The organism is Pseudomonas sp. B1-22, assembly GCF_050474425.1.
Classification (GTDB): Bacteria; Pseudomonadota; Gammaproteobacteria; order Pseudomonadales; family Pseudomonadaceae; genus Pseudomonas.
Genome location: NZ_JBCHVH010000004.1, coordinates 474,874 through 501,061 on the forward strand (window position 1 = coordinate 474,874; position 26,188 = coordinate 501,061).

The following is a 26,188-nucleotide window of genomic DNA, read 5'->3' on the forward strand; positions in this document are numbered from 1 at the left end:
AGCACCATGGCGGTCAGGGTTCTGGTGGTCGACGATTCGGCGCTGGTCCGCAGCCTGCTCAAGGAGATCATCCAGGGCGACCCGGAGCTGCAACTGGTGGGCCTGGCGCCGGACGCCTTCGCCGCCCGCGACCTGATCAAGCAGCATTCGCCGGACGTCATCACCCTCGACGTGGAAATGCCGCGCATGGACGGCCTGACCTTCCTCGACAAGCTGATGAAGGGCCGGCCGACCCCGGTGCTGATGATTTCCTCGCTCACCGAGAAAGGCTCCGAAGCCACCCTGCGCGCCCTGGAACTGGGCGCCATCGATTTCATCGCCAAGCCGCGCCTGGGCATAGCCGAAGGCATGCAGGCCTACACCGAGGAAATCCGCGCCAAGCTCAAGACCGCCGCCCGTGCGCGGATGCGCAAGCCCGGCGCCACCGCCGGGGCGAACGTCGCGGCCTGCGGGCCGCTGCTGAGCACCGAGAAGATCATCGCCATCGGCGCTTCCACCGGCGGCACCGAGGCGATCAAGGAAGTGCTGCTGGGGCTGCCGCCGGACTGCCCCGGCACCGTGGTCACCCTGCACATGCCGCCGGGCTTCACCAAATCCTATGCCGAACGCCTGGACCGTCAGACTCGGCTGACCGTGCGCGAGGCCCGCGACGGCGACCGCATCCTCCCCGGCCACGTCCTCATCGCCCCCGGCGACTTCCACATGGAAGTACGGCGCAGCGGCGCCAACTACGTGGTGCACTTGCAGCACGAAGCGGCGGTCAACGGCCACCGGCCGGCAGTGGACGTGATGTTCGACTCCCTCGCCCGCTGCGCCGGACGCAACCTGCTGGCGGCCCTACTCACCGGCATGGGCAAGGACGGCGCGCGCGGCCTGCTGGCGATCCGCCAGGCCGGCGGCCACACCGTCGCCCAGGACGAAGCCAGCTGCGTGGTCTACGGCATGCCGCGCGAGGCGGTGGAGCTGGGCGCGGCGAAGGAAGTGCTGCCGCTGGAGCGCATCGCCACGGCACTGTTGCACCAGGCGCGACTGAGCGGAGGAGGAAATCGCGTCTAACAGTGCACGAAATCGAAACACTGCCTGAGCGACCTTTCAGACAATGACTAGACTCCCCTGTCGATAGGGTGGCGCCAGGATTATGGCGCTGCGCTATCAATTTGGTTTGATTGTGCCTGCACACCCACTGCACAATCGGGCTTTCGCCAAAAGACCGGCAGACGGCGGGCGACGAGGGGAACTGAGAGAGCCATGGCGGCAAGATGGGGGTTGCGCGGTAAATCGGTGGTGGCATTGCTCATCGCCTGTCTTCTGGCGTTGGTTCCGGCGGTCCTGCTGGGCTGGAAGGCCATGGAGGATATCCGCACGCATTTCGGCCTCGCCTTTGCGAGAAACTTCACCCTGCTCAACCAGCAGAAGATCATCGCCCCGGTGATCCGCGAGCTGGCGCTCTCGCGGCGGCTGGCCGAATCCGTGGTGACCCAGGACTGGCTGCTTGCCGAGAACAATCCGGCGCGCCGTGCGCTGTTCTTCCGCGAAGCCGAGGGTTTCCGCGCCGACCAGCACAACTACTCCTACTTCGTGGTGGTCAACGCCTCGCACCACTACTACTTCAACGACTCCAGCTCGCCGCTCTCCAACTCGCCGCGCTACACCCTGAGCAAGGACGACCCGCAGGACCGCTGGTACTTCGATACCCTGGCCAGCGACGAGACCTACAACATCAACGTCAACTACGACGCCAAGCTGAAGGTCACCAAGGTCTGGTTCAACATGGTGGTCCGCGCCGGCAACGAGAAGATCGGCCTGGCCGGCGGCGGCCTGGACCTCACGGAATTCCTCGACCAGTTCATCTCGCGCCGCGAAGCCGGGGTGACACCGATGATCGTCGACCCCGACGGCGCCATCCAGGCGCACCCGGACACCCAGCTGATCGCGTTCTCCTCCGGTTCCGGCGCCAAGGCGCAGCACCGCGTGTTCGACCTGCTCGGCAGCGAGCAGGAGCGTGCCGCCCTGCGCCAGACCATGCGCCAGGCCGAGGCCAACCCCGGCGAAGTCGAGACGATGTGGGCCAGGGTGGACGGCAAGGAGCAGCTGCTGGCCATGGCCTATATCCCGCAGCTGCGCTGGCACGTGCTCAGCGCCATCGACCTGCACGCCGCCCAGGTGCTCGACAACCGCTGGATCTGGCCGCTGGTGGGCACCCTCGCCGGGCTGCTGGCGATCCTCCTGCTCGGCTTCGCCTACACCGTCGACCTGCTGGTGCTGCGCCCGCTGCGCGGCCTCAAGCAATCGGCCAAGGCGATCGCCGCCGGCCAGTACGACAGCCCGCTGCCGCGCACCCGCCCGGACGAGATCGGTGAACTGTCGTCGGCATTCGCCAGCATGGCCGACCAGGTTCGCCGGCACACCGAGGAGCTGGAAGACAAGGTGCAGCAACGCACCCAGGCACTGGAAACCGCCAACCGCGAGATGGCCGCCGCGCAGAAGAAGATCGGCGACTCCATCGACTACGCCAGCCTGATCCAGCGCGCCATCCTCCCCGACCGCCAGCTGCAGAAGTCCCTGGGCGAGCACCATTTCGTCCTGTGGAAGCCGCGCGACGTGGTCGGCGGCGACTTCTACATCTACCGCGAAGGCCCCCTCGACAGCCTGATCGGCGTGGTCGACTGCGCCGGCCACGGCGTGCCCGGCGCGCTGATGACCATGCTCGCGCTGGCCGCCATCGACCACGCCATCGACAGCGTGAAGAGCCACGACCCGGCCGCCATCCTGCGCGAGACCGACCACGTCATGCGCGGCATGCTCAGCGAGGAGCAGGTCACCCGCTCCCTGGCCACCAACATGGATGCCGGGCTGGTGCGCGTCGACCACGACCGCCGCCTGCTGCATTTCGCCGGCGCGAAGATCTCCCTGTTCGCCAGCGACGGCACCGACGTGCGCGAGTACAAGGGCGCGCGCCGCGCCATCGGCGACAAGCGCCAGGGCGACTACCAGGACGTCGAGATCCCCATGGAAGCGGGCTGGACCTATTACCTGTGCACCGACGGCTTCCTCGACCAGGCCGGCGGCGAGCACGGCTTCGGCTTCGGCAACAGCCGCTTCGCCGACATGCTGCGCAGCCACGCGCGCCGGCCGCTGGCCGAGCAGGCGGAGGTGTTCGCCGCGACCCTGGCGCAGTACCAGGGCGAGCGGCCGCAGCGCGACGACATCACCATTCTCTCTTTCCGCTTCGACTAGGGGTTAATCCATGGAATCGCTAGATCTGCTGGCCATGCGTGAAAGCTTCACCCGACAACGCATCCTGCTCTGCTTCAACGGGCCCATCTCGCGCAGCCTGATCGAGGAAATCGGCCACGCGCTGCGCAACTACCTGCAGGCCGAACAGGCGCACCCCAGCGAGGCCATGGACGTGTTCGCGGTCTACATCGAAATGACCCAGAACATCCGCCATTACGCCGCCGTGCGCGGCTACGGCGAGCAGGACGCCTCGGCCACCGTCGCCATCGCCCGTAACGACGAAGGTCACTACGTGGTCTCCGCCGGCAACCTGGTGGAGCTCGAAGACGGCCGCGGCCTGGTGCGCAGCATCGAGGCCATCGCCGGGCTCGACAAAGCCCAGCTCAAGGCCGCCTACAAGGAACAACTGCGCCGCCCGCGCGATGCCGAAGCCACCTCCGGCGCGGGCCTTGGCCTGCTGGACATCGCCCGCAAATCCAGCGCACCGCTCAAGACCTCTCTCACCGAACAACCCGATGGCCGCGCCTTCTTCAGCCTGCGCGCCGTGATCTGAACCTGCGAATTCAGGAACACCCAGCCATGACCGAGCTCAACATCACAGGAACCCAGTCCACCCCCGCGATCCAGGGCGACTGGCAGGCCGGCACCCTCACCATGCAGGGCGACTCCTACCCGGAAAACTCCTATGAACTGTTCGGCCAGGTGATCGAGTGGGTCGAGCGCTTCCTCGCCCAGGAACAACGCCCGCTCGCCCTCGACCTGCGCCTGCTGTACCTCAACACCAGCTCCATCAAGGCCATGATGGACATCTTCGACCTACTCGAAGAAGCCCACCGCGCAGGCCGCGCGGCCACCGTCACCTGGCACTACGACCGCCGCAACGAGCGCGTCGCCGAGCTGGCCGAGGAATTCCGCGAGGACTGTACCTTCCCGTTCGTCATCCAAGCCTACGACGAGTAAGAGCCATGACAAGCGAGCGCGAGCTGGACCTGCTGATCGACGAATTGCTGGCCGACCCTCAGTACGAGGGGCACCCCCTGCGCGAGGCCCTGTACCTGAAACACCAGCAATCGCTCGACCAGCTCGCGCGCCTGGAGCGCATCGCGAAGATTTCCGACGGTTTCCAGTCCATGGCCCGGGCGCAGAACAGCACCCTGTCCGAGCGCTACCACAAACAGTTGCGCCAGCTGGAAAAGGTCGCGCGCATCTCCGACCGCTACCAGAACATGATGCGCGACCTGAACATCGCCCTGCGCGAAGCCTCCACCCACGACCCACTCACCGGCATTGCCAACCGCCGCCTGCTGATGGAGCGCCTGCGCGAGGAAAGCGAACGCGCCCGGCGCAACCGCGAAACCTACGTCCTGGCCATGCTCGACGTGGACCGCTTCAAGCAGGTCAACGACACCTGGGGCCACGACGTCGGCGACCGCGTGCTGGTGGAAATCGGCCGCGCCATGCAGGCCGCGCTGCGCCAGTACGACCTGTGCGGCCGCTGGGGTGGCGAGGAATTCCTCATCCTCCTCCCGGAAACCCGCCTGGCCGACGCCGCCGCCATCATCGAGCGCGTGCGCAGCGACATCCGCTGCCTCACCGTACGGGTGGGCACCGAAGCCCTCTCCGTCACCGCCAGCTTCGGCGTGGCCGAGCACCAGCCCGGCGAAAGCTACTCGCAGACCGTCAGCCGCGCCGACGCCGCGCTGCTCGACGCCAAGCGCAGCGGGCGGGACAAGTGCGAGTTTGCCGAAACGTAGGGCGTACAACCGTTCGCGGTTGTACGCCGATACACCGCGCTCATCGTTGGCGCCATGGCCGACCCCGGAGCCCTGCCGCCAAGGTCAAACGGCGTATAACATCGATCGTCATACGCCGCAGATCCGCAAAGGAATCCCCATGCCACGGACAGCACTCTTCCTCTTCGCCGCCAGCCTGCTGGCCCTGGGCACCGCCCAGGCCGACACCCTGCGCTGCGGCACCGGCCTGATCAACGAAGGCGATCAGATGGACCAGGTCCTGGCCCAGTGCGGCCAGCCGGCCAAGCGCGTGGTCACCCCGCCGACCCCGCCTCGGCGCGGCGGCGACGACCAGTTCATCCCCGGCGATCCGCAGCTGGAAACCTGGATGTACGGCCCCAGCAATGGCGCCTACCGCTACCTGTACTTCCGCGATACCACCTTGCAACTGATCAAGACCACGCGCAGCGAACTGCTCTGAGCGAGCAATCCTGCAGGAGCGATGGCGCGAGGCTTTTGTCGGAGCGGAGCTTCTCCACGAAGCGCTTCCGCCGTCCTACCAAAGGCACCCTACCCAACCCGCCGCCAGCTCCCTAGACTGGTCGCTTTCGCCAATCCGGAGGGCCCCATGCAACCCACCTTCAACTTCACCCTCGGCGTCGACCCGCACGCGCGCGAGGTCGTCGTCCAGGGCCTGCTGGCCTACAACTTCGAGCAGATGGGCCGCAGCAACACCTACGACGACTTCGAGCTCTACGCCCACGATGAGCGTGGCGAAGTGGTCGGCGGCATGTTCGGCCAATCGGGTATGGGCTGGATGTATATCGACTACCTCTGGCTGCAGGGCGACCAGCGCGGCAACGGTCTGGGTGCGCAGCTGATCGCCCAGGCCGAAACCGAGGCCCGCCGTCGTGGCTGCGTGGGGGTGTTCCTCTACACCTACAGCTTCCAGGCACCGGTGTTCTACGAGAAGCAGGGCTTCGAGCGCATGGGCGTGCTGGAAGACTGCCCGCCGGGGCATCAGCGTATCTACCTGAAGAAACACTTCGGCTGATCTCAGCTGGAGCCCGCCTCTACGCGGCGCGATGAACTCCCGTAGGAGCGGACTCCGTCCGCGATGCTCTTGCTCTTCGTAGGGCGCATAACGCCTTGGCGTTATCCGCCGTCTTGCCCGGTGTTTCTGCGCCGCTTCGGCATGCTCGGATGTCTTCTGTTTCGCCCCCTCGGGCGAGTTACTTTCTCAAACGACGGATGGCCGCCCCCCAGAAAGTAACCAAAGGGCTCGTCCCGACATCCGGCCCCGGCTCCGCCGGGGTCCCCTCCTTCCGGTATCGCTCCGAGGGTCGGCGTACAAGGGCCATCCCTGGCCCTTTACGCCTCTCGCGGCATCCATGCCGCTCGCCCCTCTGCGCAATACCTCCACTCGGCCTCCTGACGGGACTCTGCACGCGCCTGACACTTTGGCTGCTTCATGCTGGATTGCTCTTCGTAGGATGGCGTGGAGCGAAGCGATACCCATCACGGCGGATAACGCTGCGCGTTATACGCCCTACACAAGCATCGCGGACAGAGTCCGCTCCTACGGAAGCATGCAGCTCTTGTAGGAGCGGACTCCGTCCGCGATCGGCCTTGGTTCGCGAGCAAGGACTAGGCGTCCCCCTCGGTCCTGCAGATTGGCGGCTGGCATCTGCGCTTCCCTGGAAGCGCAAATTCCGCCGCGATGGATTTCGCGGACAAGGTCCGCTCCTACGAAGAGCGCTGCTTCCGCTCTGGCTCTGGCTTTAAAGACTTCCAGAAAAATCTCCGCGCACTCCGAGCGCCCCTTCAGGAGGCCGAGTGGAATCGGAGTTTCAGGGGTTGAGCGACATGGATGTCGCGAGAGCGTCGTTGGGCCAGGGATGGCCCGTCGACGCGTGCCCCTGAAACTTCGATGGAGCGAGGGAAGTCCCGCGAAGCGGGACCCGGATGATGGGGCAAGACCTTTGCCCACTTTGGGTCGTTTGCCAAAGTGGGTCGCCCGAGGGGGCGAAACAAAAAGTCCCAGCACACGCCGAAGCGGCGCGGAAACACCGAACAAGACGGCGGATAACGCTTGGAGCGTTATCCGCCCTACAAGAGCATCGCGGACAAAGTCCGCTCCTACAGGTCTCCCGGAATCGGCTGGCTTGTTGGGAAACCCGCTCCATTTCTATCCTCCCGCCGTCACATTCCGTGACCCGGGTTTGGCGACCTGGTTATTGATAGGCGCGATTGCGCCACAAGGTGCGTGCGAAAACGGCGTAAGTTTTTGCAGGCATTCGCACAACTGCAGAATTTTCTGCAACGCTAATGGCAGATCGCGCGGGGAGACCCTCGTGTCTGCCGGGTCCTATCAACCGGTTCGCCAACCCCGCGCGGTCTGCCTCCCTTCGTTTGGCGACGCAGGTGGCAGCTCATTCAATTGATAGGAGCTCCATCCATGCACGACGCATACACCCCAACCTTCTTCACCCGCCACAAACGCTTCCTACGCGGCGTCATGATCGACAACCAGGCCTGGTTCGTCGCCTCGGACATCGCCCGCCTGCTCGCCTATCGCTTCCCCCATAGCATCCACCACCGCTTCTACCCCCACGAAGTCCAGACCGTCCGCCTCGCCAACAGCTCCGGCGCAGAAGAACCCACCGTGATGCTGAGCGAAGCCGCCGTCTACAAAGCTCTGCTCCGCTTCGGCCACCCCGAACTCGAAGCCCTCGACCGCTGGCTGACCCAGGACGTCATCCCGACCCTGCGCGACGAACACGCAGCGGATACCGACGCGCCAAGGCGCGTGATGCTGGCGTGGGATGCAAAGCGCTGGCTGTTGCTGAACTGGCAGGGCGGAATGTGGATGCGCTGGGAAGACGTACCGAAGCTCATATGGTGCGACTAGCCTAAACAAAAAGGCCGCTTCGGCGGCCCTATTTATCGTAGTGGTAACGGCCTGAAGAATGGTCAACACCTCGACCTCCGGCGCTCGCACGCGATGCCGTGGGAGCTAGAACCAAGGCTAAGCGTTAACTAGAAAAATTTGCAATAGGTGAGATGGGCTGGAGGCCCGAGACTACCCTGACAGTAAATAATCATTCTGAGCACTCAAGCTCCGCCATTTCGACTTAAATCCTGTAGTGGCAATGCGCTTTCATGGCAATATACCTACAGAGTGTCACAGGGATTGACTGATAAGGAGATGAATGAAATGACAAGCGTCAATAAAAATAGTCAGATGATTTCAAGTCTATTTCTAGAAAGAAGCAAATTTGTAGTAATAGGTCTGACAGGACGAACTGGCTCAGGGTGCACAACAGCCGCAAATATTCTAGAAAGCAAAGATCCAGAGTTCCCCCAAAATCCCTTATTCGAGCATAAAGGAAGTCCATTCTTTAACGGGCTTGACTCTAAGAGATACGACATTCTTTCACGATATTCCAGAGAAAACTTCCAACAATTCATATCCATTAAAGTAAGCGACCTAATCTCCTCATATCTATTACTACTGACTGTAGATGAAGCAACAGAATTTATCTACGCGCAAGACAAAACAATAACAAAGTCCAGAATCAAGAAAATCATAAAAGACGGGAAATTCACGAATAACTATATTATTCAGAAATTCCACAAGATATTAGCAAACCTATTAGATCACAACAAAGAAATAAGCCTAGACGAAGAAGAAAGATCCAACTTCCTACGATTTTTAAAATTAATAAGGAAATTCACGAGAGATTTCAAAAGCGAACTGCAATCGCTCGACAATCATTTATACATAAAGGTTTACCAAGCAGCAGGCAATTCAATTAGAAAGATTGGATTAGTTCTCCCGAACTACATAGAGCGTGAGTTTCAGCCAACTTCAGTATTCCATCTTCCCGAAACCATAAACAGGACAATAAAGATTCTCCGAAAGTTACATGAAAGAACCTTTATTGTTATTGATGCAATACGAAATCCTTATGAAGCAAAATACTTCAGAGAGCGATACTCCGCATTCTATCTAGTATCAATCAACGCGCCAGACGACGACAGAAAGAGCTACTTACAAAATGTCCATAAATTCAGCGTTGATGAATTCGACCAACTAGAGCGCAGGGAGTCTGGCAAAACAACAATTGGGGACAGTGATTTCATAAGCCAAAATGTGCAGCGATGCATAGAAATCTCTGACATTCATATACTCAACCCAAGAAATGAGCTTGAAAACAACAATGTATTGAAAGCACAACTTGCCTGGTACTTATCCTTAATGCTGCACCCCGGGCTGACAACACCCACCGCATTAGAACGCGTAATGCAAATTGCCTATACAGCCAAAAGCAATTCAGGCTGTATTTCCAGACAAGTTGGTGCAGTAGTGACAGACAATAATTACTCAATAAAATCTGTCGGCTGGAATGATGTCGCCAAAGGCCAAGTCCCCTGCAATTTAAGGTCACTACCTGGTTTATTGAACGACTTCGACCCAATCGCTTATAGCGAGTACGAGAGAAATAACGGCAGATTTAGACTTGCCGCAAAGGACCAACTAATTAAGCTCACCGATTCCGATGGAGTTAAAGGGAAAAATCTCTCTTATTGCTTCAAGGACCTGAAGAACTCCCTAGACAACAAAGGAAATCAGGTCCATACACGATCCTTACACGCAGAAGAAAACGCTTTCCTTCAACTAGCAAAATATGGAAGCGCAGCTATAGAAGGTGGAAAACTATTTACAACAGCCAGCCCCTGTGAACTCTGTGCCAAAAAAGCCTACCAACTGGGGATCAAGGAAATTATCTTTATCGACCCTTACCCAGGAATTGCAAAGGACCACATTCTCGCAATTGGCGACAGGCCGCCACAGTTGACTCAGTTCCGAGGAGCCGTAGGCAGGGGTTACTATCAATTATACGATCCGACTTTAGCTTATAAAGACGAATTGAATTATCTAATAGATAACTCCTAAAAAAAGGCCGGTCACAAGACCGGCCTTTCTCTGTCACTCAGCCACCATCAACCATTGCTGGGGAAGGCGAACTGCGCCGCTTCGTGCGACTTGCGCTGTGGCCAGCGCTGGGTGATCGCCTTGCGCTTGGTGTAGAAGCGCACGCCGTCCGGGCCGTAGGCGTGGAGGTCGCCGAACAGCGAACGCTTCCAGCCGCCGAAGCTGTGGTAGGCCACCGGTACCGGCAGCGGTACGTTGACGCCGACCATGCCGACTTCGATCTCGTCGCAGAACAGGCGGGCCGCTTCACCGTCGCGGGTGAAGATGCAGGTGCCGTTGCCGTATTCGTGGTCGTTGATCAGCTGCATGGCTTCTTCCAGGCTGTTCACGCGCACGATGCACAGCACCGGGCCGAAGATTTCTTCCTGGTAGATGGTCATGTCCGGGGTGACCTTGTCGAACAGGGTGCCACCGACGAAGAAGCCATTCTCGTGACCGGCAACCTTGTAGTTGCGGCCGTCGACCAGCAGCTGGGCGCCTTGTGCGACGCCGCTGTCGATGTAGCCGGTGACCTTGGCCTGGGCAGCGCCAGTGACCAGCGGGCCCATGTCGAGGCCGCAGGAGGTGCCGGCGCCGATCTTCAGGGCCTTGATCTGCGGAACGATCTTCTCGACCAGCGCGTCGCCGATCTGGTCGCCCACGCAAACGGCCACGGAGATGGCCATGCAGCGCTCGCCGCAGGAGCCGTAGGCCGCACCCATCAGGGCGCTGACGGCGTTGTCCAGGTCGCAGTCGGGCATCAGCACCGCGTGGTTCTTGGCGCCGCCCAGGGCCTGTACGCGCTTGCCGCGCTTGGTGCCTTCGGAATAGATGTACTCGGCGATCGGGGTCGAGCCGACGAAGCTCAGGGCTTTGACTTCCGGGGCCTCGATCAGCGCGTCCACGGCGGTCTTGTCGCCGTGCACCACGTTCAGCACGCCCTTGGGCAGGCCGGCTTCTTCGAAGAGTTCGGCGATCAGCAGGGTGGAGCTCGGGTCACGCTCGGACGGCTTGAGGATGAAGGTGTTGCCGCAGGCGATGGCCAGCGGGTACATCCACAGGGGCACCATGGCCGGGAAGTTGAACGGGGTGATGCCGGCGACCACGCCGATCGGCTGGAAGTCGCTCCAGGCGTCGATGTTCGGACCGACGTTGCGGCTGTACTCGCCCTTGAGGATTTCCGGGGCGGCGCAGGCGTATTCGACGTTCTCGATGCCGCGCTTGAGTTCACCGGCGGCGTCTTCGATGGTCTTGCCGTGTTCTTCGCTGATCAGCTGGACGATGCGCTGCTCGTTGGCTTCGAGCAGTTGCTTGAAGCGGAACAGGACCTGGGCACGCTTGGCCGGCGGGGTGTTGCGCCAGGCCGGGAAGGCGGCCTTGGCGGCGTCGATGGCCTGCTGGACGGTTTCGCGGCTGGCCAGCGGGACCTTGCGCACGGCTTCGCCGGTGGACGGGTTGAAGACGTCGGCGGTGCGGCCGGTGTCGGCGATCATCTCGCCGCCGATCAGGTGCTTGACGATGGTCATGGGTTGTCTCTTCTCGCTGAAAGTGTGGGGCGGGACTCTTTCAAGAGCCCCTCACCCTAGCCCGCTCCCGGGGGAGCGGGGATTTAGTCGGTGCCGGGCAGCGGGCCCGCCGGCAGCCACTCTAAGGCGACTCGTCCGGCGCTGCCTGCTTGCGTGCCCGCGTGCTCAATGCTCGTGCGGGTGGTCGCCTTGCTTGAGCTCGATCTCGATGAAGGCCACTTCGTGATCGCAGGGGTTGATCACGTTGTGTTCGGTACCGATCTGACGGGTGTAGCTCTGGCCCAGGACCAGCGGCGCGCGCCGCTCGCCCTCGGGGGTTTCCAGCAGCAGCTCGCCGTGGGTCACCGGGACCACAACGTATTCCATGCCGTGGCGGTGCCAGCCGGTCTCGGCACCGGGGGCGAAGCGCCACTCGGTGACCAGGACCTTGTCGTTGTCGATCTGTACCGTCGGGACGGCCTTCGGACGCTCGCTCACTTACGCTACCCCGTTGAGGGCGTCGCCGACGGCGCTGAACAGGCGGTCCAGGTCTTCGGGCTTGGCGTTGAAGGTCGGGCCGAACTGCAGGGTGTCGCCGCCGAAGCGCACGTAGAAGCCTTCTTTCCACAGCTTCATGCTGGCTTCGAACGGACGCACGATGGCGTCGCCGTCACGGCCGGCGATCTGGATCGCGCCGGCCAGGCCGCAGTTGCGGATGTCGACGACGTTCTTCGCGCCCTTCAGGCCGTGGATGGCCTTCTCGAAGTAAGGCGCCAGCTCCAGGGACTGCTGGATCAGGTTTTCCTTGGCCAGCAGGTCCAGCGCGGCGATACCGGCGGCGCAGGCGACCGGGTGCGCGGAGTAGGTGTAGCCATGGCCGAACTCGACGGCGTATTCCGGCAGGTTCTGGCCCATGAAGGTGTCGTAGATTTCGCTGCTGGCGATCACCGCGCCCATGGGGATGGCGCCGTTGGTGACCTGCTTGGCGACGTTCATGATGTCCGGCTTCACGCCGAAGAACTCGGCGCCGGTGGCCTTGCCCATGCGGCCGAAGGCGGTGATCACTTCGTCGAAGATCAGCAGGATGTTGTGCTGGTCGCAGATTTCGCGCAGGCGCTGCAGGTAGCCCTTCGGCGGAACCAGGACGCCGGCGGAACCGGACATCGGCTCGACGATGACGGCGGCGATGTTGGAGGCGTCATGCAGTTCGATCAGCTTGAGCAGCTCGTTGGCCAGCTCGACGCCGCCGGTTTCGGCCATGCCCTTGGTGAAGGCCAGGCCCGGCTGCAGGGTGTGCGGCAGGTGGTCGACGTCCATCAGCTGGCCGAACATCTTGCGGTTGCCGCCGATGCCGCCCAGGGAGGTGCCGGCGACGTTCACGCCGTGGTAGCCACGGGCGCGGCCGATCAGCTTGGTCTTCTGCGCCTGGCCTTTGATGCGCCAATAGGCACGGGCCATCTTGATCGAGGTGTCGGCGCACTCGGAGCCCGAGCCGGTGAAGAACACGTGGTCGAGGCCGGCCGGGGTCATCTGGGTGATTTTCTCGGCCAGCTGGAAGGACAGCCGGTGGCCGTACTGGAAGGCCGGGGAGTAGTCGAGGGTGGTCAGCTGCTTGGCGACCGCGTCGGCGATTTCCTTGCGCGAGTGGCCGGCACCGCAGGTCCACAGGCCGGACAGGCTGTCGTAGATCTTGCGGCCCTTGTCGTCGACCAGGTAGCTGCCTTCGGCACCGACGATGATGCGCGGGTCCTTGTGGAAGTTACGGTTGGCGCTGAAGGGCATCCAGTGGGCCTTCAGGTTCAGGTCGCTGGTCACCGACGGGGTGACGTTCACGTGCTGGTTCATGGAGCTTGTCCTCGACGACAGTCTTGTTGGGCGCGCAGGCCGCGTCGGGCCTGCTGCGATAGTCCAAGATTGAGCCTGACTAAACGTGAGTTAAAGCCTATTCTTCTCACGCTCAGTTTCGAATTGGTAAAACTAAAATGGCAAAACCCCGCGCCCCGTCCCTGGGCCAGGTCAGCGACTTCGAGATCCGCCTGCTGCGCATCTTCAAAACCATAGTCGAGTGCGGCAGCTTCTCGGCCGCGGAAAGCACGCTGGGCATCAGCCGCTCGGCCATCAGCCTGCACATGGGCGACCTGGAGAAACGCCTGGGCATGCGCCTGTGCCAGCGCGGCCGCGCCGGCTTCGCCATGACCGACGAGGGCCGCGAGGTGTACCGCGCCACCCAGTCGCTGCTGGCGGCGCTGGAGGGCTTCCGCGCGGAGGTCAACGAGCTGCACCAGCACCTGCGCGGCGCGCTGAACATCGGCATCATCAACAACCTGGTGACCCTGCCGCAGATGCGCATCACCCACGCCCTACGCGCGCTGAAGGCCAGCGGGCCGGGGGTGCGGATCAATATCGGCATGACCACGCCCAACGAGATCGAGCTGGGCGTGCTCGACGGACGGCTGCACGTGGGCGTGGTGCCGCTGATCAGTCCGCTGTCGGGGCTGGAGTATTCCTCTCTTTATGAAGAGCGCTCGCTGCTGTACTGCAGCCGCGAGCATCCGCTGTTCGAGCGCGACGACGCGAGCATCACGGTGGAGGAGGTGCACGCCTGCGACGCCGTGGCGCCCAGCTACCGCATCCCCGCCGAGGCACAGGAGCGACACCAGGAGCTGCGCGGCGGCGCCAGTGCCTCGGACCGCGAGGGCATGGCCTTCCTGATCCTCACCGGCAGCTATATCGGCTACCTGCCCGACCACTACGCCGCCGACTGGGTGGCCCAGGGCCGCATGCGCGCCCTGCGGCCGGAGCGCTTCCACTATGACATCCCGCTGACCGTGGTAACCCGCAAGGGCCGCCGGCCGAACCTGGTGCTGGAGCGGTTCCTGGAGGCGGTGGCGGAGAGCCGCTGATCGGCTTTCGTAGGAGCGGGCCATGCCCGCGAATTACACCGGTGCTGCCGGCTATCGCGGGCATGGCCCGCTCCTACAGGTCGGTTTTGGCGCCAACGGCAGTGCGAGGTGTATCGGCGTAAAACCGCGAACGGTTGTACGCCCTGCGTTGCCCAAAGCTCTTGTAGGAGCGGACTCCGTCCGCGATGGGCCTGGCGTCGGGCTGATCGCGGACGGAGTCCGCTCCTACGAAAAAACCAGCCCCGCAGCCCTGCCCGCATCCTGCCTATCCAATTTGTCACCCCAGCCACCAAAAATCCTATACCCCCGCCCTTTCGGCCCGCATGCCCCGTGGCTTGAGGCCCGACAGCTTTTCCCTAGCCTGCGACTACAAAAAACATAATTTCGCTATTGCCAGTCTCTGAACAGAATGCGCCCAAGCACCTCGCTACTAGCGCAACAAGCAGAACAACGAGATCAGAGTCAGAGGAAGCAAGCCATGACCGAGCTGAATCCGAACGCCTTCGCCAAGAAGTCGCTCGACAACCTGGAAATCGATACGCTGGTCGTTGGCGCCGGTCAGGCCGGCGTGGCCATGAGCGAGCACCTGACCAGCCTGGGCGTACCGCACATCGTGCTGGAGAAGAGCCGCATCGCCGAAGCCTGGCGCACCGGCCGCTGGGACTCCCTGGTCGCCAACGGCCCGGCCTGGCACGACCGCTTCCCGGGCATGGAATTCTCGGTCGGCCCGGATGAGTTCCCGGCCAAGGAACAGGTAGCCGACTACTTCGTCGCCTACGCCAAGCAATTCAACGCGCCGATCCACACCGGCGTGGAAGTGAAGAAGGTGACCCGCAACAACGGCCGTCCCGGCTTCACCGTGGAAACCTCCGAAGGCACCCTCCAGGCCCTGCGCATCGTGTCCGCCACCGGCCCGTTCCAGCGCCCGGTGATCCCGGCCATTGCGCCGAAGACCGAGAGCCTGCAGCAGATCCACTCGGCCCAGTACTACAACCCCCAGCAGTTGCCCGAAGGCGCCGTGCTGGTGGTCGGTGCCGGCTCCTCCGGCGTGCAGATCGCCGACGAGCTGAACCGCGCCGGCAAGAAGACCTACCTCTCCGTGGGCGCCCATGACCGTCCGCCGCGCTCCTACCGCAACCGCGACTTCGTCTGGTGGCTGGGCGTGCTCGGCCTGTGGGACGCCGAGGAAGTGCAGCCGGGCCGCGAGCACGTGACCATCGCCGTGAGCGGTGCCCGTGGCGGCGAGACCATCGACTTCCGCCGCCTGGCCAACGAGGGCATCACCCTGGTCGGCCTGACCAAGGCCTTCGAAGGCAGCAAGGTGACCTTCCAGGACGACCTGCTGAAGAACCTCAAGGCGGGCGACGATAACTACCTGGGCCTGCTGGACGCCGCCGACGCCTACATCGAGCGCAACGGCCTGGACCTGCCGGAAGAGCCGGAGGCCCGCAAGGTCTACCCGGACGCCGAATGCGTACGCAACCCGATCCTGGAACTGGACCTCGCCGAGGCCGGCATCACCTCGATCATCTGGGCCACCGGCTACGCCGTGGACTTCAACTGGCTGCAGGTCGATGCCTTCGACGAGAAGGGCAAGCCCAAGCACCAGCGCGGTGTATCCCGCGAGCCGGGCGTGTACTTCGTCGGCCTGCCGTGGCTGTCGCGCCGGGGTTCCTCCTTCATCTGGGGTGTCTGGCACGACGCCAAGCACGTGGCCGGCCACATCGCCACCCAGCGTAAATATGTCGAATACCAGGACGCTTCGCAGCGCGAAGCCTCCGTTCAAAAAGCCGCTTCCTGGGAGTAAGAGATGCCTACCCACACTCGCATCCGCATGTTCAACACCAAGGACACCTACCCGAACCAGACCCTGGACAACGACCTCTGCCAGGCCGTGCGCGCCGGCAACACCGTGTACGTGCGCGGCCAGGTCGGTACTGACTTCGAGGGCAACCTGGTAGGGCTGGGCGACCCGCGCGCCCAGGCCGAGCAGGCGATGAAGAACGTCAAGCAGCTGCTCGAAGAAGCCGGCAGCGACCTGTCGCACATCGTCAAGACCACCACCTACATCATCGACCCGCGCTACCGCGAGCCGGTGTACCAGGAAGTCGGCAAGTGGCTGAAGGGCGTGTTCCCGATCTCCACCGGCCTGGTGGTCTCGGCCCTCGGCCAGCCGCAGTGGCTGATGGAGATCGACGTCATCGCGGTCATTCCGGACTGAAAGCGACTGCGCTAGGCCAGACGGCGTTGGGGACGGACGGAAAAATGCTCATTTGCTACAGCAAACTCCGCTTTTCCCGTCCATCCCCGCCTTGCCTGGCCGTCGCTCGTAACGCTTTCGCAGCACCGCGATGAAGCGGCGACGCGGGGATTTCCCTGCCTCGCCGTTTTGTCGTTTACGACACAGGATTGATTAAGGAGCTCCCATGACCTTTTCCATCGTTGGACGCTGCGCCGAGACCGGCCAGCTGGGTATCGCCATCAGCTCCTCGAGCATTGCCGTGGGCGCCCGTTGCCCCTGGGTACGCGCCGGGGTTGGCGCGGTGGCCACACAGAACGTCACCCTGCCGGCCCTCGGCCCGCAGATCCTCGACCTGCTGGAGACCGGCCTGGAGCCGGGCGCGGCGCTGGACAAGGCGCTGTCGAGCAACGGCTACAGCCAGTACCGCCAGGTGACCGTGATCGACCAGCACGGCAAGGTCGCGCTGTTCACCGGCAGCGAAGCGCTGGGCGTGAACCACGCGGTGGCCGGCGAGAACTGCGTGGCGGCGGGCAACCTGCTGTCCTCCACGGCGGTGATGGAAGCCATGACCCGCGCCTTCGAGCAGACCGGCGGTTGCCTCGCCGAGCGCCTGCTGGCGGCCATGCAGGCGGCGATGGCCGCGGGCGGCGAAGCAGGTCCCGTACATTCGGCGGCCATGAAGGTGGTGGGCGATCTGGTCTGGCCAATCGTCGACCTGCGCGTAGACTGGGCTGACGAGGCGCCGATCGATGAGCTGGAGAAGCTCTGGGTCGCCTACAAGCCGCAGCTGCAGGACTACCTCACCCGCGCCCTCGACCCGACCAAGGCGCCGAGCTACGGCGTGCCGGGCGACGAGTAAGACCATGCCCCTGTAGGAGCGGATTTATCCGCGATGCCGGCGCAGCCGGCCAGAATCGCGGACGGAGTCCGCTCCTACGAAAAAGTTTTGATGCAGGACCCGACCATGTCTTCCAGCCGTGAAATCCTCGCCAAGCTGATCGCCTTCGACACCGTCAGCCGCAACCCCAACCTGGCGCTGATCGAATACATCCGCGACTACCTCGCCGGTCTGGGCGTCGAGAGCGAGCTGTTCTTCGACGCCGAAGGCGGCAAGGCCAACCTCTACGCCACCCTCGGCCCCAAGGATCGCGGCGGCGTGTGCCTGTCCGGGCATACCGACGTGGTGCCGGTGGACGGCCAGGCCTGGACGGTCCCGCCGTTCGAGCTGACCGAGCGCGACGGCCGCCTCTACGGTCGCGGCACGGCGGACATGAAGGGCTACATCGCCTGCGTACTGGCGGCGGTGCCGGCCTTCCTCGCCCAGCCGCTGCGCCTGCCGGTACACCTGGCCTTCTCCTACGACGAGGAAGTCGGCTGCTTGGGCGTGCGATCGCTGATCGCCGCGCTGGAACAGCGCGAGCACAAGCCGATGGTCTGCATCATCGGCGAACCCACCGAACTCAAGCCGGTGCTCGGGCACAAGGGCAAGCTGGCGATGCGCTGCAACGTGCACGGCGCGGCCTGCCACTCGGCCTACGCGCCGCAGGGCGTGAACGCCATCGAGTATGCGGCGAAGCTGATCGGCCGCCTCGGCGAGATCGGCACCCGCCTGGCGGAGCCCGCGCGCCACGACCCGCGCTTCGATCCGCCCTACTCCACCGTGCAGACCGGCGTGATCAGCGGCGGTCGCGCCTTGAACATCGTGCCCGCCGAGTGCCAGTTCGATTTCGAAGTGCGCGCGCTGCCCAGCGACGACCCGCAACAGGTCGCCGATGACCTGCGCGAGTATGCCGAAGCCGAGCTGCTGCCGAAGATGCGTGCGGTGAAGGCCGAGGCGGACATCCGCTTCACCCCGCTGTCCGCCTACCCGGCGCTGGCCACCGACCCGCAGACCGAGGCGGCCGACCTGATCGCCCTGCTCAGCGGCTCCCGCGAGTTCTCCACCGTGGCCTACGGCACCGAGGGCGGGCTGTTCGACCAGGTCGGCATCCCCACCGTGGTCTGCGGCCCCGGCAGCATGGACCAGGGGCACAAGCCCGACGAGTTCGTCAGCCTGGAGCAGTTGGCCAGGTGCGACGCGATGATGGTGCGGCTGGCGGAGTGGCTGCGCGGCTGATGTGAGCACAGACGCGCCTGTGCATTGCGTAGGAGCAACTGTCTTTTGGGCTCCCGCGTTCGCGGGAGTGACGGGGCGATTCGCGCTCCTCTGCGTCATCCCCGCGAACGCGGGGACCCAGAAAACGACGTAGGAGCGGACTCTGTCCGCGATTGCCATCCGACGGCATCGGGCTTTCGGCCGGATCGCGGATGAATCCGCTCCTGCAAGAGCAAAAGCCCCTCGCCCCAACCCTGGCCGCGCACCCCGCTCCTGAGGGAGAGGGGACTGATCGGTCAACGGCATCAGCCGGCGCAATCGGCTCCCTCTCCCCTTGGGAGAGGGCTGGGGACAGGGCATGCCGTGGCACGCGCTTTCAGATCAGGTTCGCGAGCAAGCTCGCTCCTACGAAGAGCCGTCCGCGGCAGACCTGTAGGAGCGAGCTTGCTCGCGAACAAATCCCGGCCGGGGAGTGTCAGGCAAACGCCGCGCGCAGCTCGTCCATGCTCGCGAAGTAATGCGCCGGGCTTTCCGCCAGCAGCTCTTCGCGGCTGCCGAAGCCATAGCCGACACCGGCAGCGGACAGCCCATTACGGTGCGCGCCGATCAGGTCGTGCTTGCGGTCGCCGATCATCAGCGTCTGCGCAAGGTCCAGCTTCTCGATGTCCAGCAGGTGCTCGATCAGCTCGACCTTGTTGGTGCGGGTACCATCCAGCTCGCTGCCGTAGATCACCTTGAAGTGCCGGGCGAAGTCGAAGTGCCGGGCGATCTCGGCGGCGAACACCGTCGGCTTGCTGGTGCAGATGTACAGCGTGCGGCCCTGGCTGCCGAGCAGTTCGAGCAGCTCGCCAACGCCCTCGAACACCTTGTTCTCGTACAGCCCGGTGTCCTTGAAGCGCACGCGGTAGTGGTTCACCGCTTCCCAGGCGCGCGCCTCGTCGAAGTCGTAGGTGCTCATGAAGCACTGCAGCAGCGGCGGGCCGATGAAGTGTTCGAGCTGGCGCAGGTCGGGTTCGTCGATGCCGAGCTGGGCAAGGGCGTACTGGATCGAGCGGGTGATGCCCTCGCGCGGGTCGGTGAGGGTGCCGTCGAGGTCGAAGAGGATGTTCTGGTAATGCATGGGATCAGCGTCCGGCCGCGAAAGTCGGGCGGCAAGGATACTGTGCATGGCCACCTGCGCGAAGCCTCAGGCGCCGAACGTCACGCTCAGGGCGCGGTCCCCTGGCCCTGGCGCAGCACGCGGAAGCCGCCATTGGCATCGATGGGCGGAGGCGGCGCGGCGCCGAAGGACTGTACCTCCTGAGCGTCCTCTTCTTCCTCCACCGGTTGCGCCAGCTGGCCGGTCAGGCTCTGCTGGACCCGTCCGCCGAGGTAGTCCAGACCGGCCATCACCCCGCCCTCCCGGTCGTGCATCAGCGCCAGCCACTGTTCGTCGAAGGCCGCGTTGATCTCCTTGCGCAGCTGGGTTTCCACCTCGGGCCGGTCGTGGTCGTTGCTGCTCAGGCTGAACAGGGTAAAGGCCACCGAGATGATCGAACCGGCGACCTTGCCGGCGGCGCTGGCGACCACCCCGGCGATGCTGCGGTTGCGCAGATCGTTGACCAGCTTGGCGCTGGTGCGCTGGGCCACCGGGGACACACCGCTGACCTTGGTGCCGGCGCCGGCCTTGCCCGACGCCTTGCGGATCTCCTGCATCAACGCGGCGAAGGCTGGAAGCTCGCCGACGTCCTGGACGCGCACCACGTCATACAGCGAGGCATCGCGGCTCGCGGGTGGGCCGAGGGAAATCGCCGGAATGCCCTTCAGGTGCTCGTCGAAGGCCTGCTGCGGCAGCCCGCGGCGCTGGGGAATGGCCTTGAGGGCCTCCACCAGCGCGCCGACATAACGCTTGGCGGCCGTTTCCATGATGGAGTCGGGGTCGAGCTCCCTCGCCACCGGCACCAGCACCTGCTGGTGGTATTCGTCCTGCAGGTAGGCAGCCAGGCGGTCCACCGTGGGGTCGAGATCGCCATTGGAACCCATCTTGTACCAGGCGACCTTCATGCTCAGCCATTGCTGCGTCCAGTAGCTGGAAAACCAGGGGATGAACTTGCTGTCGGTGCGCGCATACACCAGGTCCATCCAGTGCTCCATGGCGCCTTCGGCGTAGGCGCGGGCCTGGGACGTGGCGTTGAGCGAAGCGGCGCCGATGTCCGCGTCCACCTGCCGCCAAGTGGCCTCGCTGACCGGGCCGACGGGTTCGGGGGGACGATGGGAGCAACCGCCCAGCGCCAGCAGGAATAACGCAACGACACCCCAGCGCCGCCAGGGCGTCCGGATGGCGCTGGAAAAACACAGACTGTTCATGGCCGCTCGCCGGCTCGACGGCGTCCGAAGGACCTGCCGCCCGCTCCTGACCTCGGCCGGGCACACAGGGGCGTCCGGTCATCCAGATTTCAGTATAAGGCCGGACGTTGGCGCCAGACGGCCGTCCGGCGGTTGCCGGCGAACGCCAGCGGGGTCGCCGGCTCCTGGCAAAGGAAGTGCCGATTGACCTGCGTTGAGGCCAGCCCTCCACAAGGCGGCTAGTCTGTAGCGCATCGTCACAAGGAGTCCGCCGTGACCCACATCCCATTCACCTCCCGGAGGGAGCGCCACTGCCGTGCTTGACCGTTTTGGCCTGCTGGAAGTGATGCGCGCCTCGCGCCTGACCCAGTTCCCGATCAGCCCCGTACTTCGCGAAACCCATGGCTTCAAGGGACGCCTGAGCTTCTTCCTGTTGCTGGCCGCTGCCCTGCTGTTCACCTTCGTCAGCCTCGAACAGGACATCCGCGCCAGCGGCACGTCGCTGCAACCGGGCTGGCCGATGCTGATCCTGGTCGTCGCCCTGCTGGTGGCGCTGGGCTTCGAATTCATCAACGGCTTCCACGACACCGCCAACGCCGTGGCCACGGTGATCTACACCAACGCCCTGCCGCCGCGCTTCGCGGTGGCCTGGTCGGGGCTGTGGAATTTCCTCGGCGTGCTGTTCTCCAGCGGCGCGGTGGCATTCGCCATCGTCTCGCTGCTGCCGCTGGACCTGCTGTTAAAGGTGGACAGCAACGCAGGCCTGGCGATGATCTTCGCCCTGCTGATCGCCTCCATCCTGTGGAACCTCGGCACCTGGTGGCTGGGGCTGCCGGTGTCCTCGTCGCACACGCTGATCGGCTCCATCGTCGGCATCGGCCTGGCCCACGGCGCGATGTCCGGGCACCTGGGGCTGTCCGGCAGCGCCTGGTCGCAACTGCTGACGGTGGGTTACGCGCTGCTGTTGTCGCCGCTGGTCGGCTTCGTCAGCGCCTTCGTGCTGCTGCGGGCGATGAGTGCGAGCATCCGCAATCGGGCGCTGTTCCACTCGCCCGAAGGGCGTACACCGCCGCCCGGATGGATTCGCGGGCTGCTGATCGTCACCTGCACCGGGGTCTCCTTCGCCCACGGCTCGAACGACGGGCAGAAGGGCATCGGCCTGATCATGCTGATCCTGATCGCCACCGTTCCGCTTGCGTTCGCGGTGGATCGCGCCCACAGCCCCGAGCAGACCCGCCAGTTGCTGGACCTGGCCCAGGCCAGCCAGGCACAGCTGCAACATGCCGGCGGCGGCGCAGTCAGCGGCGACCCGCGCCAGGTGCTGCTGGCCTATCAGCAGGACCCGCGCGTCGGGCCTGACCTGCTGCCGTCCCTGGGCGTCGTCATCGGCGATGTCGCCTCGCGCCTGGAGCGGCACGGCGAGATGGCCAAGGTTCCCGGCGACGAGGTGCAGGCCCTGCGCAACGACCTGTACCTGAGCCTGGAGACCATCCGCCTGCTCGACCAGGGCGAACAGAACATCGACCTGGAAACCTGGAGCACCCTGCAGGCGTTGCGCACCGAGGGCGAGAAGACCATCCGCTTCATCCCCGTATGGGTGAAGGTGGCGGTCGCCCTGGCGCTGGGCCTGGGCACCCTGGTGGGTTGGCGGCGCATCGTCACCACCGTGGGCGAAGGCATCGGCAAGACCCCGCTGACCTATGCCCAGGGCGCTGCCGCGCAGCTGGTGGCGATGCTCACCATCGGCGCGGCGGATGGCTTCGGCCTGCCGGTGTCGACCACCCACGTGCTGTCCTCCGGCGTGGCGGGCACCATGTCCGCCAACGGCAGCGGCCTGCAATGGCCGACCATCCGCAACATGCTGCTGGCCTGGGTGCTCACCCTGCCGGCGGCCATTGGCCTGGCGGCAGGGTTGTACTGGGTGTTCGCGCGGGTGCTGTGAACCACGGATAAGCACCTGTAGGAGCGAGCTTGCTCGCGAACGAGGCTACCGGGCGCTCCTGCGTCGAGCGGGAAATAGCGGACAGAGTCCGCTCCTACCAGATCAAAAGCCCCTCACCCTAACCCTCTCCCTCAGGGAGAGGGGACCGTTCGGTGCAGGATGAAACCTTGGCGTCAGTCGGCTCGCACTGCCCCCTCTCCCTGAGGAGCGGGGCGCGCAGCCAGGGCTGGGGTAAGGGGGAAGCACAGGCACCGATTTATTCAGGAAAAGACAGTTCTTCCTACAAGAGCTGCAGGTTTCCGTAGGAGCGGACTCCGTCCGCGATGTTCTTCATAGGGCGCGCTCAGGGTAGGGAATAGCGGGCAAGCGACCATCCGGCAGATCGCACTGGCTGTGGAAAACTTCGTGGATTACTGTATTTATATACAGCTATTTTTCAGAGATTTCCCACATGACCTCCACGCTCCCACCCCGCGGCCGTGGCACCGCCAGCAATCCGCACAACCGCTTCGCCCCGACCACCTCGGTGCCTGTGGATAACGATTGGTTCGACGAGGTCCCCACGCCCCAGGTGACCGAAATCCGCCAGGAACTGGCGAAGACGGTGATCTCCCGCAACCAGTCGCCGGACCTGCCCTTCGACCGCTCGATCAATCCCTATCGTGGCTGCGAGCACGGCTGCATCTACTGCTATGCGCGGCCCAGCCACGCCTATTGGGACCTGTCGCCGGGGCTGGACTTCGAAACGAAACTGATCGCCAAGACCAACGCTGCCGCCGTGCTGGAGCAGGAGCTGAGCAAACCGGGCTACATCTGCGCGCCGATCAACCTGGGCGCCAATACCGACCCGTACCAGCCCATCGAGCGCCAACAGCGGCTGACCCGGCAGATCCTCGAGGTGCTGCTGCGCTTCCGCCATCCGCTGACCATCGTCACCAAGGGCTCGCTGATCCTGCGCGACCTCGATCTGCTCAGCGAGCTGGCGGAACGGAACCTGGTCCGGGTGTTGATCAGCCTGACCACCCTGGACGATGAGCTCAAACGCATCCTCGAACCCCGCGCCGCCGCGCCGTCCGCGCGCCTGCGGGCCATACGCGTGCTGCGCGGACAGGGCATTCCGGTGGGCGTGCTGTGCGCGCCGATGATCCCGATGATCAACGACCACGAGCTGGAAGCCTTGCTGGAAGCGGCCCATGATGCCGGCGCGCAGAGTGCCAACTACATTCTGTTGCGCCTGCCGCGCGAGGTCGGGCCGCTGTTCGAGGAATGGCTGGCGGCGCACTACCCGCAGCGCGCCAACCATGTGATGAGCCTGATCCGCCAGGTGCGCGGCGGGGACATCTACGACAGTCGCTTCGGCCATCGCTTCCGTGGCGAGGGGCCGTTCGCCCAACTGCTGGCCCAGCGCTTCGACATCGCCCTGCGCCGCCTGGGACTGGAACGTCGCGGCAGCGACAGCCTGGATTGCACGGCCTTCGCGCCACCCCACAGCCAGATGAGCCTGTTCTGACTCCCCGTTGCATGAGCCTGGATGTAGCATCGTGCAAAAATCCGTCACGAAGTGCTGGCAGGGTTTTGCTTTACGCTTTGCTCCCCGGGAATCCGACAGACTTCAGGCAACTATCTCAGAGGATTTTTCCGTCAGGTTGTGTCTTTTCGCCTACGGCAGGTCGTCGGCAAGCATGGGAAAAATTCGTCGTCATTCTTCGAGGCTCATACATGAACGATAAAACGCACGGTGAAGGGCAGGCCCACGAAAGCGCGGACGAGGCGCTGCGGCGAATCGTCGATGGCTTCCAGCACTTCCGCCAAGAAGTGTTCCCACAGCAGGAAGAGCTCTTCAAGAGGCTGGCCCATGCGCAGAATCCGCGCGCGATGTTCATTACCTGCGCCGATTCGCGCATCGTCCCGGAGCTGATCACCCAGAGCTCGCCGGGCGACCTGTTCGTCACCCGCAACGTCGGCAACGTGGTGCCGCCCTATGGCCAGATGAACGGCGGCGTGTCCACCGCCATCGAGTTCGCAGTAATGGCGCTGGGCGTGCAGCACATCATCGTCTGCGGCCACTCCGATTGCGGCGCGATGAAGGCGGTACTGGCCCCGCAGACCCTGGAAAGCATGCCGACAGTGAAGGCCTGGCTGCGCCACGCCGAAGTCGCCCGCACCGTGGTGGCGCAAACCTGCGGCTGCGCGACCGAGGAACACCTGGGCATCCTCACCGAAGAGAACGTGGTGGCCCAGCTCGACCACCTGAAGACCCATCCATCCGTGGCCGCGCGCCTGGCCAGCGGCCAGTTGTTCATCCATGGCTGGGTGTACGACATCGAGACCAGCGAGATCAAAGGCTACGACGCCGAGGAAGGTCGCTTCCGCCCGATCGATGGCGAAGGCCCGATCCCCATGGCCACGCCGCGCGCGCGCTACCTGCCGCGCTGACGGCGCCTGCGGAGCGGCTGGCTGCGCATGCGCGGCCGCTCCGGTTCAGGCACTTCAGGGGCGTGCGCCACAAGAGGCGCACCGCTCCCCCGCTCCAACCCCGGCCAACTCGGGGTTCCTTTCCCTGTTCCCGCCGTCGCCGCTCTAGCGCAGGCGCAGTTCCACACCGAACTGGCGGGACAGGCACGGCCACTGTTGCCACGCCGTCACCACCTGCGGGTCGTTCAGGCGCGCACGGTAGCCCTGTGCCGCATCCGAGCTGAAGGCGTCTTCGTCGAGCATGCCGTCCACCGCGTGGTGCACCGCCTCGTCCAGCTGGTTGGCGAAGGGTTCGCCGATCAACTGGTGCGCCACCAGGTTGGCCACCGTGGTGTCCAGCGGGATCAGCGCCTGGTTGAAGTGGGCGATGTAACGGTCGTTCACCTCTTCCACCAGGCGATGGGCGAGGTAGGCCTCGTCCAGCAGGGCGTCGAGGCCATCGTGGCCGTCGAGCAGCGCCAGCGGGGTGAGGAAGAACTGCTCGGCCAGCTTCAATACCGGCTTGATGCGCTCTTCTATCCCGGCCTCGCGCGCCACGCTGGCGGCGGCATCGAGGAAGTCCGGCACCTGTTCGATATAGGCATGCGCGAAGCGGGTAAGGGTGCCACTGGGGTCTTCTCCGGCCAGGACGATGCTCGGATGCAGCCCTTCGAGCTGGGACTGGATCAGGCGCGCCAGGTGGCCGTGGCGGGACTCGAGAAGATGGGCGTTCTGGATCAGGTCACGCAGTGCAGCGGTATTCATGACAACTCC

The 26,188-nt window shown here is 64.1% G+C and carries 23 protein-coding genes; 17 read left to right on the plus strand and 6 right to left on the minus strand.

Annotation, left to right across the window (positions count from 1 at the left end; translation table 11 throughout):
* Positions 1–6 precede the first annotated feature (6 nt).
* From ACQ5BL_RS17740 to ACQ5BL_RS17780, 9 genes are all read left to right on the plus strand, one after another.
* Complete coding sequence (locus ACQ5BL_RS17740; protein ID WP_243808593.1) at positions 7–1,056, plus strand: protein-glutamate methylesterase/protein-glutamine glutaminase; 1,050 nt, start codon at positions 7–9, stop codon at positions 1,054–1,056.
* 192 nt (positions 1,057–1,248) lie between these two features.
* Complete coding sequence (gene siaA / locus ACQ5BL_RS17745; RefSeq protein WP_243808592.1) at positions 1,249–3,237, plus strand: biofilm regulation protein phosphatase SiaA; 1,989 nt, start codon at positions 1,249–1,251, stop codon at positions 3,235–3,237.
* A 10-nt stretch (positions 3,238–3,247) separates the two neighbouring features.
* On the plus strand, positions 3,248–3,790 hold the full coding sequence (gene siaB, locus ACQ5BL_RS17750) for a biofilm regulation protein kinase SiaB (RefSeq protein WP_207888448.1): 543 nt from the start codon (positions 3,248–3,250) through the stop codon (positions 3,788–3,790).
* 26 nt (positions 3,791–3,816) lie between these two features.
* Positions 3,817–4,197, plus strand: a complete 381-nt coding sequence (gene siaC / locus ACQ5BL_RS17755; RefSeq protein ID WP_207888449.1) for a biofilm regulation phosphoprotein SiaC — start codon at positions 3,817–3,819, stop codon at positions 4,195–4,197.
* A 5-nt stretch (positions 4,198–4,202) separates the two neighbouring features.
* Positions 4,203–4,991, plus strand: a complete 789-nt coding sequence (siaD, locus tag ACQ5BL_RS17760) for a biofilm regulation diguanylate cyclase SiaD (RefSeq protein WP_243808591.1) — start codon at positions 4,203–4,205, stop codon at positions 4,989–4,991.
* Between the two features lie 139 nt (positions 4,992–5,130).
* Positions 5,131–5,451 carry a DUF2845 domain-containing protein gene (locus ACQ5BL_RS17765; protein WP_243808590.1) on the plus strand — a complete coding sequence of 107 codons (321 nt, stop codon included), beginning with the start codon at positions 5,131–5,133 and terminating at the stop codon, positions 5,449–5,451.
* 147 nt (positions 5,452–5,598) lie between these two features.
* Positions 5,599–6,024, plus strand: a complete 426-nt coding sequence (locus tag ACQ5BL_RS17770) for a GNAT family N-acetyltransferase (protein ID WP_243808589.1) — start codon at positions 5,599–5,601, stop codon at positions 6,022–6,024.
* Between the two features lie 1,404 nt (positions 6,025–7,428).
* Complete coding sequence (locus tag ACQ5BL_RS17775; protein WP_243807055.1) at positions 7,429–7,881, plus strand: BRO-N domain-containing protein; 453 nt, start codon at positions 7,429–7,431, stop codon at positions 7,879–7,881.
* 306 nt (positions 7,882–8,187) lie between these two features.
* Positions 8,188–9,930: an anti-phage dCTP deaminase gene (locus ACQ5BL_RS17780; protein WP_243807056.1), complete on the plus strand. Its 1,743-nt coding sequence runs from the start codon at positions 8,188–8,190 to the stop codon at positions 9,928–9,930.
* Positions 9,931–9,977: 47 nt separating this feature from the next.
* Here ACQ5BL_RS17780 and ACQ5BL_RS17785 read toward each other — a convergent pair whose 3' ends face one another.
* The 3 genes from ACQ5BL_RS17785 to ACQ5BL_RS17795 form a co-directional block, all read right to left on the minus strand.
* A complete protein-coding gene (locus ACQ5BL_RS17785) occupies positions 9,978–11,474 on the minus strand; it encodes a CoA-acylating methylmalonate-semialdehyde dehydrogenase (RefSeq protein ID WP_243807057.1) in 1,497 nt (498 codons plus the stop codon).
* A gap of 165 nt (positions 11,475–11,639) precedes the next feature.
* Complete coding sequence (locus tag ACQ5BL_RS17790) at positions 11,640–11,951, minus strand: cupin domain-containing protein (protein ID WP_207884759.1); 312 nt, start codon at positions 11,949–11,951, stop codon at positions 11,640–11,642.
* Complete coding sequence (locus ACQ5BL_RS17795) at positions 11,952–13,298, minus strand: aspartate aminotransferase family protein (protein ID WP_243807058.1); 1,347 nt, start codon at positions 13,296–13,298, stop codon at positions 11,952–11,954.
* Positions 13,299–13,435: 137 nt separating this feature from the next.
* Here ACQ5BL_RS17795 and ACQ5BL_RS17800 point away from each other — a divergent pair, with 137 nt between their 5' ends.
* The 5 genes from ACQ5BL_RS17800 to argE all read left to right on the plus strand — a co-directional run bounded on the left by ACQ5BL_RS17800 (position 13,436) and on the right by argE (position 18,714).
* A complete protein-coding gene (locus ACQ5BL_RS17800; RefSeq protein WP_207884761.1) occupies positions 13,436–14,356 on the plus strand; it encodes a LysR family transcriptional regulator in 921 nt (306 codons plus the stop codon).
* 478 nt (positions 14,357–14,834) lie between these two features.
* Complete coding sequence (locus tag ACQ5BL_RS17805; RefSeq protein ID WP_207884763.1) at positions 14,835–16,163, plus strand: flavin-containing monooxygenase; 1,329 nt, start codon at positions 14,835–14,837, stop codon at positions 16,161–16,163.
* Positions 16,164–16,166: 3 nt separating this feature from the next.
* On the plus strand, positions 16,167–16,577 hold the full coding sequence (locus ACQ5BL_RS17810) for a RidA family protein (protein WP_207884764.1): 411 nt from the start codon (positions 16,167–16,169) through the stop codon (positions 16,575–16,577).
* A 205-nt stretch (positions 16,578–16,782) separates the two neighbouring features.
* Entirely contained in the window at positions 16,783–17,457 is a 675-nt protein-coding gene (locus ACQ5BL_RS17815; protein WP_243807059.1) for a DUF1028 domain-containing protein, read from the plus strand.
* A gap of 105 nt (positions 17,458–17,562) precedes the next feature.
* Entirely contained in the window at positions 17,563–18,714 is a 1,152-nt protein-coding gene (argE, locus tag ACQ5BL_RS17820) for an acetylornithine deacetylase (RefSeq protein WP_207884766.1), read from the plus strand.
* Positions 18,715–19,168: 454 nt separating this feature from the next.
* On the opposite strand, the gene ACQ5BL_RS17825 is transcribed toward argE, so the two are convergent.
* A complete protein-coding gene (locus ACQ5BL_RS17825; RefSeq protein ID WP_243807060.1) occupies positions 19,169–19,813 on the minus strand; it encodes an HAD family hydrolase in 645 nt (214 codons plus the stop codon).
* A gap of 86 nt (positions 19,814–19,899) precedes the next feature.
* Complete coding sequence (locus tag ACQ5BL_RS17830) at positions 19,900–21,039, minus strand: hypothetical protein (protein WP_243807061.1); 1,140 nt, start codon at positions 21,037–21,039, stop codon at positions 19,900–19,902.
* Between the two features lie 325 nt (positions 21,040–21,364).
* Here ACQ5BL_RS17830 and ACQ5BL_RS17835 point away from each other — a divergent pair, with 325 nt between their 5' ends.
* From ACQ5BL_RS17835 to ACQ5BL_RS17845, 3 genes are all read left to right on the plus strand, one after another.
* Positions 21,365–22,960 (plus strand): inorganic phosphate transporter, encoded by a 1,596-nt coding sequence (locus ACQ5BL_RS17835; protein WP_279577305.1) that lies wholly within the window; start codon positions 21,365–21,367, stop codon positions 22,958–22,960.
* Between the two features lie 451 nt (positions 22,961–23,411).
* Positions 23,412–24,470 (plus strand): PA0069 family radical SAM protein, encoded by a 1,059-nt coding sequence (locus tag ACQ5BL_RS17840; RefSeq protein ID WP_243807063.1) that lies wholly within the window; start codon positions 23,412–23,414, stop codon positions 24,468–24,470.
* A gap of 209 nt (positions 24,471–24,679) precedes the next feature.
* The gene (locus tag ACQ5BL_RS17845; protein WP_243807064.1) at positions 24,680–25,396 is read left to right on the plus strand and encodes a carbonic anhydrase; all 717 of its coding nucleotides are present in this window, start codon (positions 24,680–24,682) and stop codon (positions 25,394–25,396) included.
* Between the two features lie 144 nt (positions 25,397–25,540).
* On the opposite strand, the gene ACQ5BL_RS17850 is transcribed toward ACQ5BL_RS17845, so the two are convergent.
* Positions 25,541–26,179 (minus strand): hypothetical protein, encoded by a 639-nt coding sequence (locus ACQ5BL_RS17850; RefSeq protein ID WP_243807065.1) that lies wholly within the window; start codon positions 26,177–26,179, stop codon positions 25,541–25,543.
* Positions 26,180–26,188 lie beyond the last annotated feature (9 nt).

What these genes read in the sequence shown, in the direction of transcription:
- siaC (WP_207888449.1), top strand. Translation starts at nt 3,817, where the DNA reads ATGACCGAGCTCAACATCACAGGAACCCAGTCCACCCCCGCGATCCAG.
- ACQ5BL_RS17830 (WP_243807061.1), bottom strand. Translation starts at nt 21,039, where the DNA reads ATGAACAGTCTGTGTTTTTCCAGCGCCATCCGGACGCCCTGGCGGCGC.
- ACQ5BL_RS17765 (WP_243808590.1), top strand. Translation starts at nt 5,131, where the DNA reads ATGCCACGGACAGCACTCTTCCTCTTCGCCGCCAGCCTGCTGGCCCTG.
- ACQ5BL_RS17805 (WP_207884763.1), top strand. Translation starts at nt 14,835, where the DNA reads ATGACCGAGCTGAATCCGAACGCCTTCGCCAAGAAGTCGCTCGACAAC.
- ACQ5BL_RS17810 (WP_207884764.1), top strand. Translation starts at nt 16,167, where the DNA reads ATGCCTACCCACACTCGCATCCGCATGTTCAACACCAAGGACACCTAC.
- ACQ5BL_RS17740 (WP_243808593.1), top strand. Translation starts at nt 7, where the DNA reads ATGGCGGTCAGGGTTCTGGTGGTCGACGATTCGGCGCTGGTCCGCAGC.
- siaA (WP_243808592.1), top strand. Translation starts at nt 1,249, where the DNA reads ATGGCGGCAAGATGGGGGTTGCGCGGTAAATCGGTGGTGGCATTGCTC.
- ACQ5BL_RS17770 (WP_243808589.1), top strand. Translation starts at nt 5,599, where the DNA reads ATGCAACCCACCTTCAACTTCACCCTCGGCGTCGACCCGCACGCGCGC.
- ACQ5BL_RS17780 (WP_243807056.1), top strand. Translation starts at nt 8,188, where the DNA reads ATGACAAGCGTCAATAAAAATAGTCAGATGATTTCAAGTCTATTTCTA.
- siaD (WP_243808591.1), top strand. Translation starts at nt 4,203, where the DNA reads ATGACAAGCGAGCGCGAGCTGGACCTGCTGATCGACGAATTGCTGGCC.
- ACQ5BL_RS17785 (WP_243807057.1), bottom strand. Translation starts at nt 11,474, where the DNA reads ATGACCATCGTCAAGCACCTGATCGGCGGCGAGATGATCGCCGACACC.
- siaB (WP_207888448.1), top strand. Translation starts at nt 3,248, where the DNA reads ATGGAATCGCTAGATCTGCTGGCCATGCGTGAAAGCTTCACCCGACAA.
- ACQ5BL_RS17825 (WP_243807060.1), bottom strand. Translation starts at nt 19,813, where the DNA reads ATGCATTACCAGAACATCCTCTTCGACCTCGACGGCACCCTCACCGAC.
- ACQ5BL_RS17795 (WP_243807058.1), bottom strand. Translation starts at nt 13,298, where the DNA reads ATGAACCAGCACGTGAACGTCACCCCGTCGGTGACCAGCGACCTGAAC.
- ACQ5BL_RS17800 (WP_207884761.1), top strand. Translation starts at nt 13,436, where the DNA reads ATGGCAAAACCCCGCGCCCCGTCCCTGGGCCAGGTCAGCGACTTCGAG.
- ACQ5BL_RS17850 (WP_243807065.1), bottom strand. Translation starts at nt 26,179, where the DNA reads ATGAATACCGCTGCACTGCGTGACCTGATCCAGAACGCCCATCTTCTC.
- ACQ5BL_RS17835 (WP_279577305.1), top strand. Translation starts at nt 21,365, where the DNA reads ATGCGCGCCTCGCGCCTGACCCAGTTCCCGATCAGCCCCGTACTTCGC.
- ACQ5BL_RS17815 (WP_243807059.1), top strand. Translation starts at nt 16,783, where the DNA reads ATGACCTTTTCCATCGTTGGACGCTGCGCCGAGACCGGCCAGCTGGGT.
- ACQ5BL_RS17775 (WP_243807055.1), top strand. Translation starts at nt 7,429, where the DNA reads ATGCACGACGCATACACCCCAACCTTCTTCACCCGCCACAAACGCTTC.
- ACQ5BL_RS17845 (WP_243807064.1), top strand. Translation starts at nt 24,680, where the DNA reads ATGAACGATAAAACGCACGGTGAAGGGCAGGCCCACGAAAGCGCGGAC.
- argE (WP_207884766.1), top strand. Translation starts at nt 17,563, where the DNA reads ATGTCTTCCAGCCGTGAAATCCTCGCCAAGCTGATCGCCTTCGACACC.
- ACQ5BL_RS17840 (WP_243807063.1), top strand. Translation starts at nt 23,412, where the DNA reads ATGACCTCCACGCTCCCACCCCGCGGCCGTGGCACCGCCAGCAATCCG.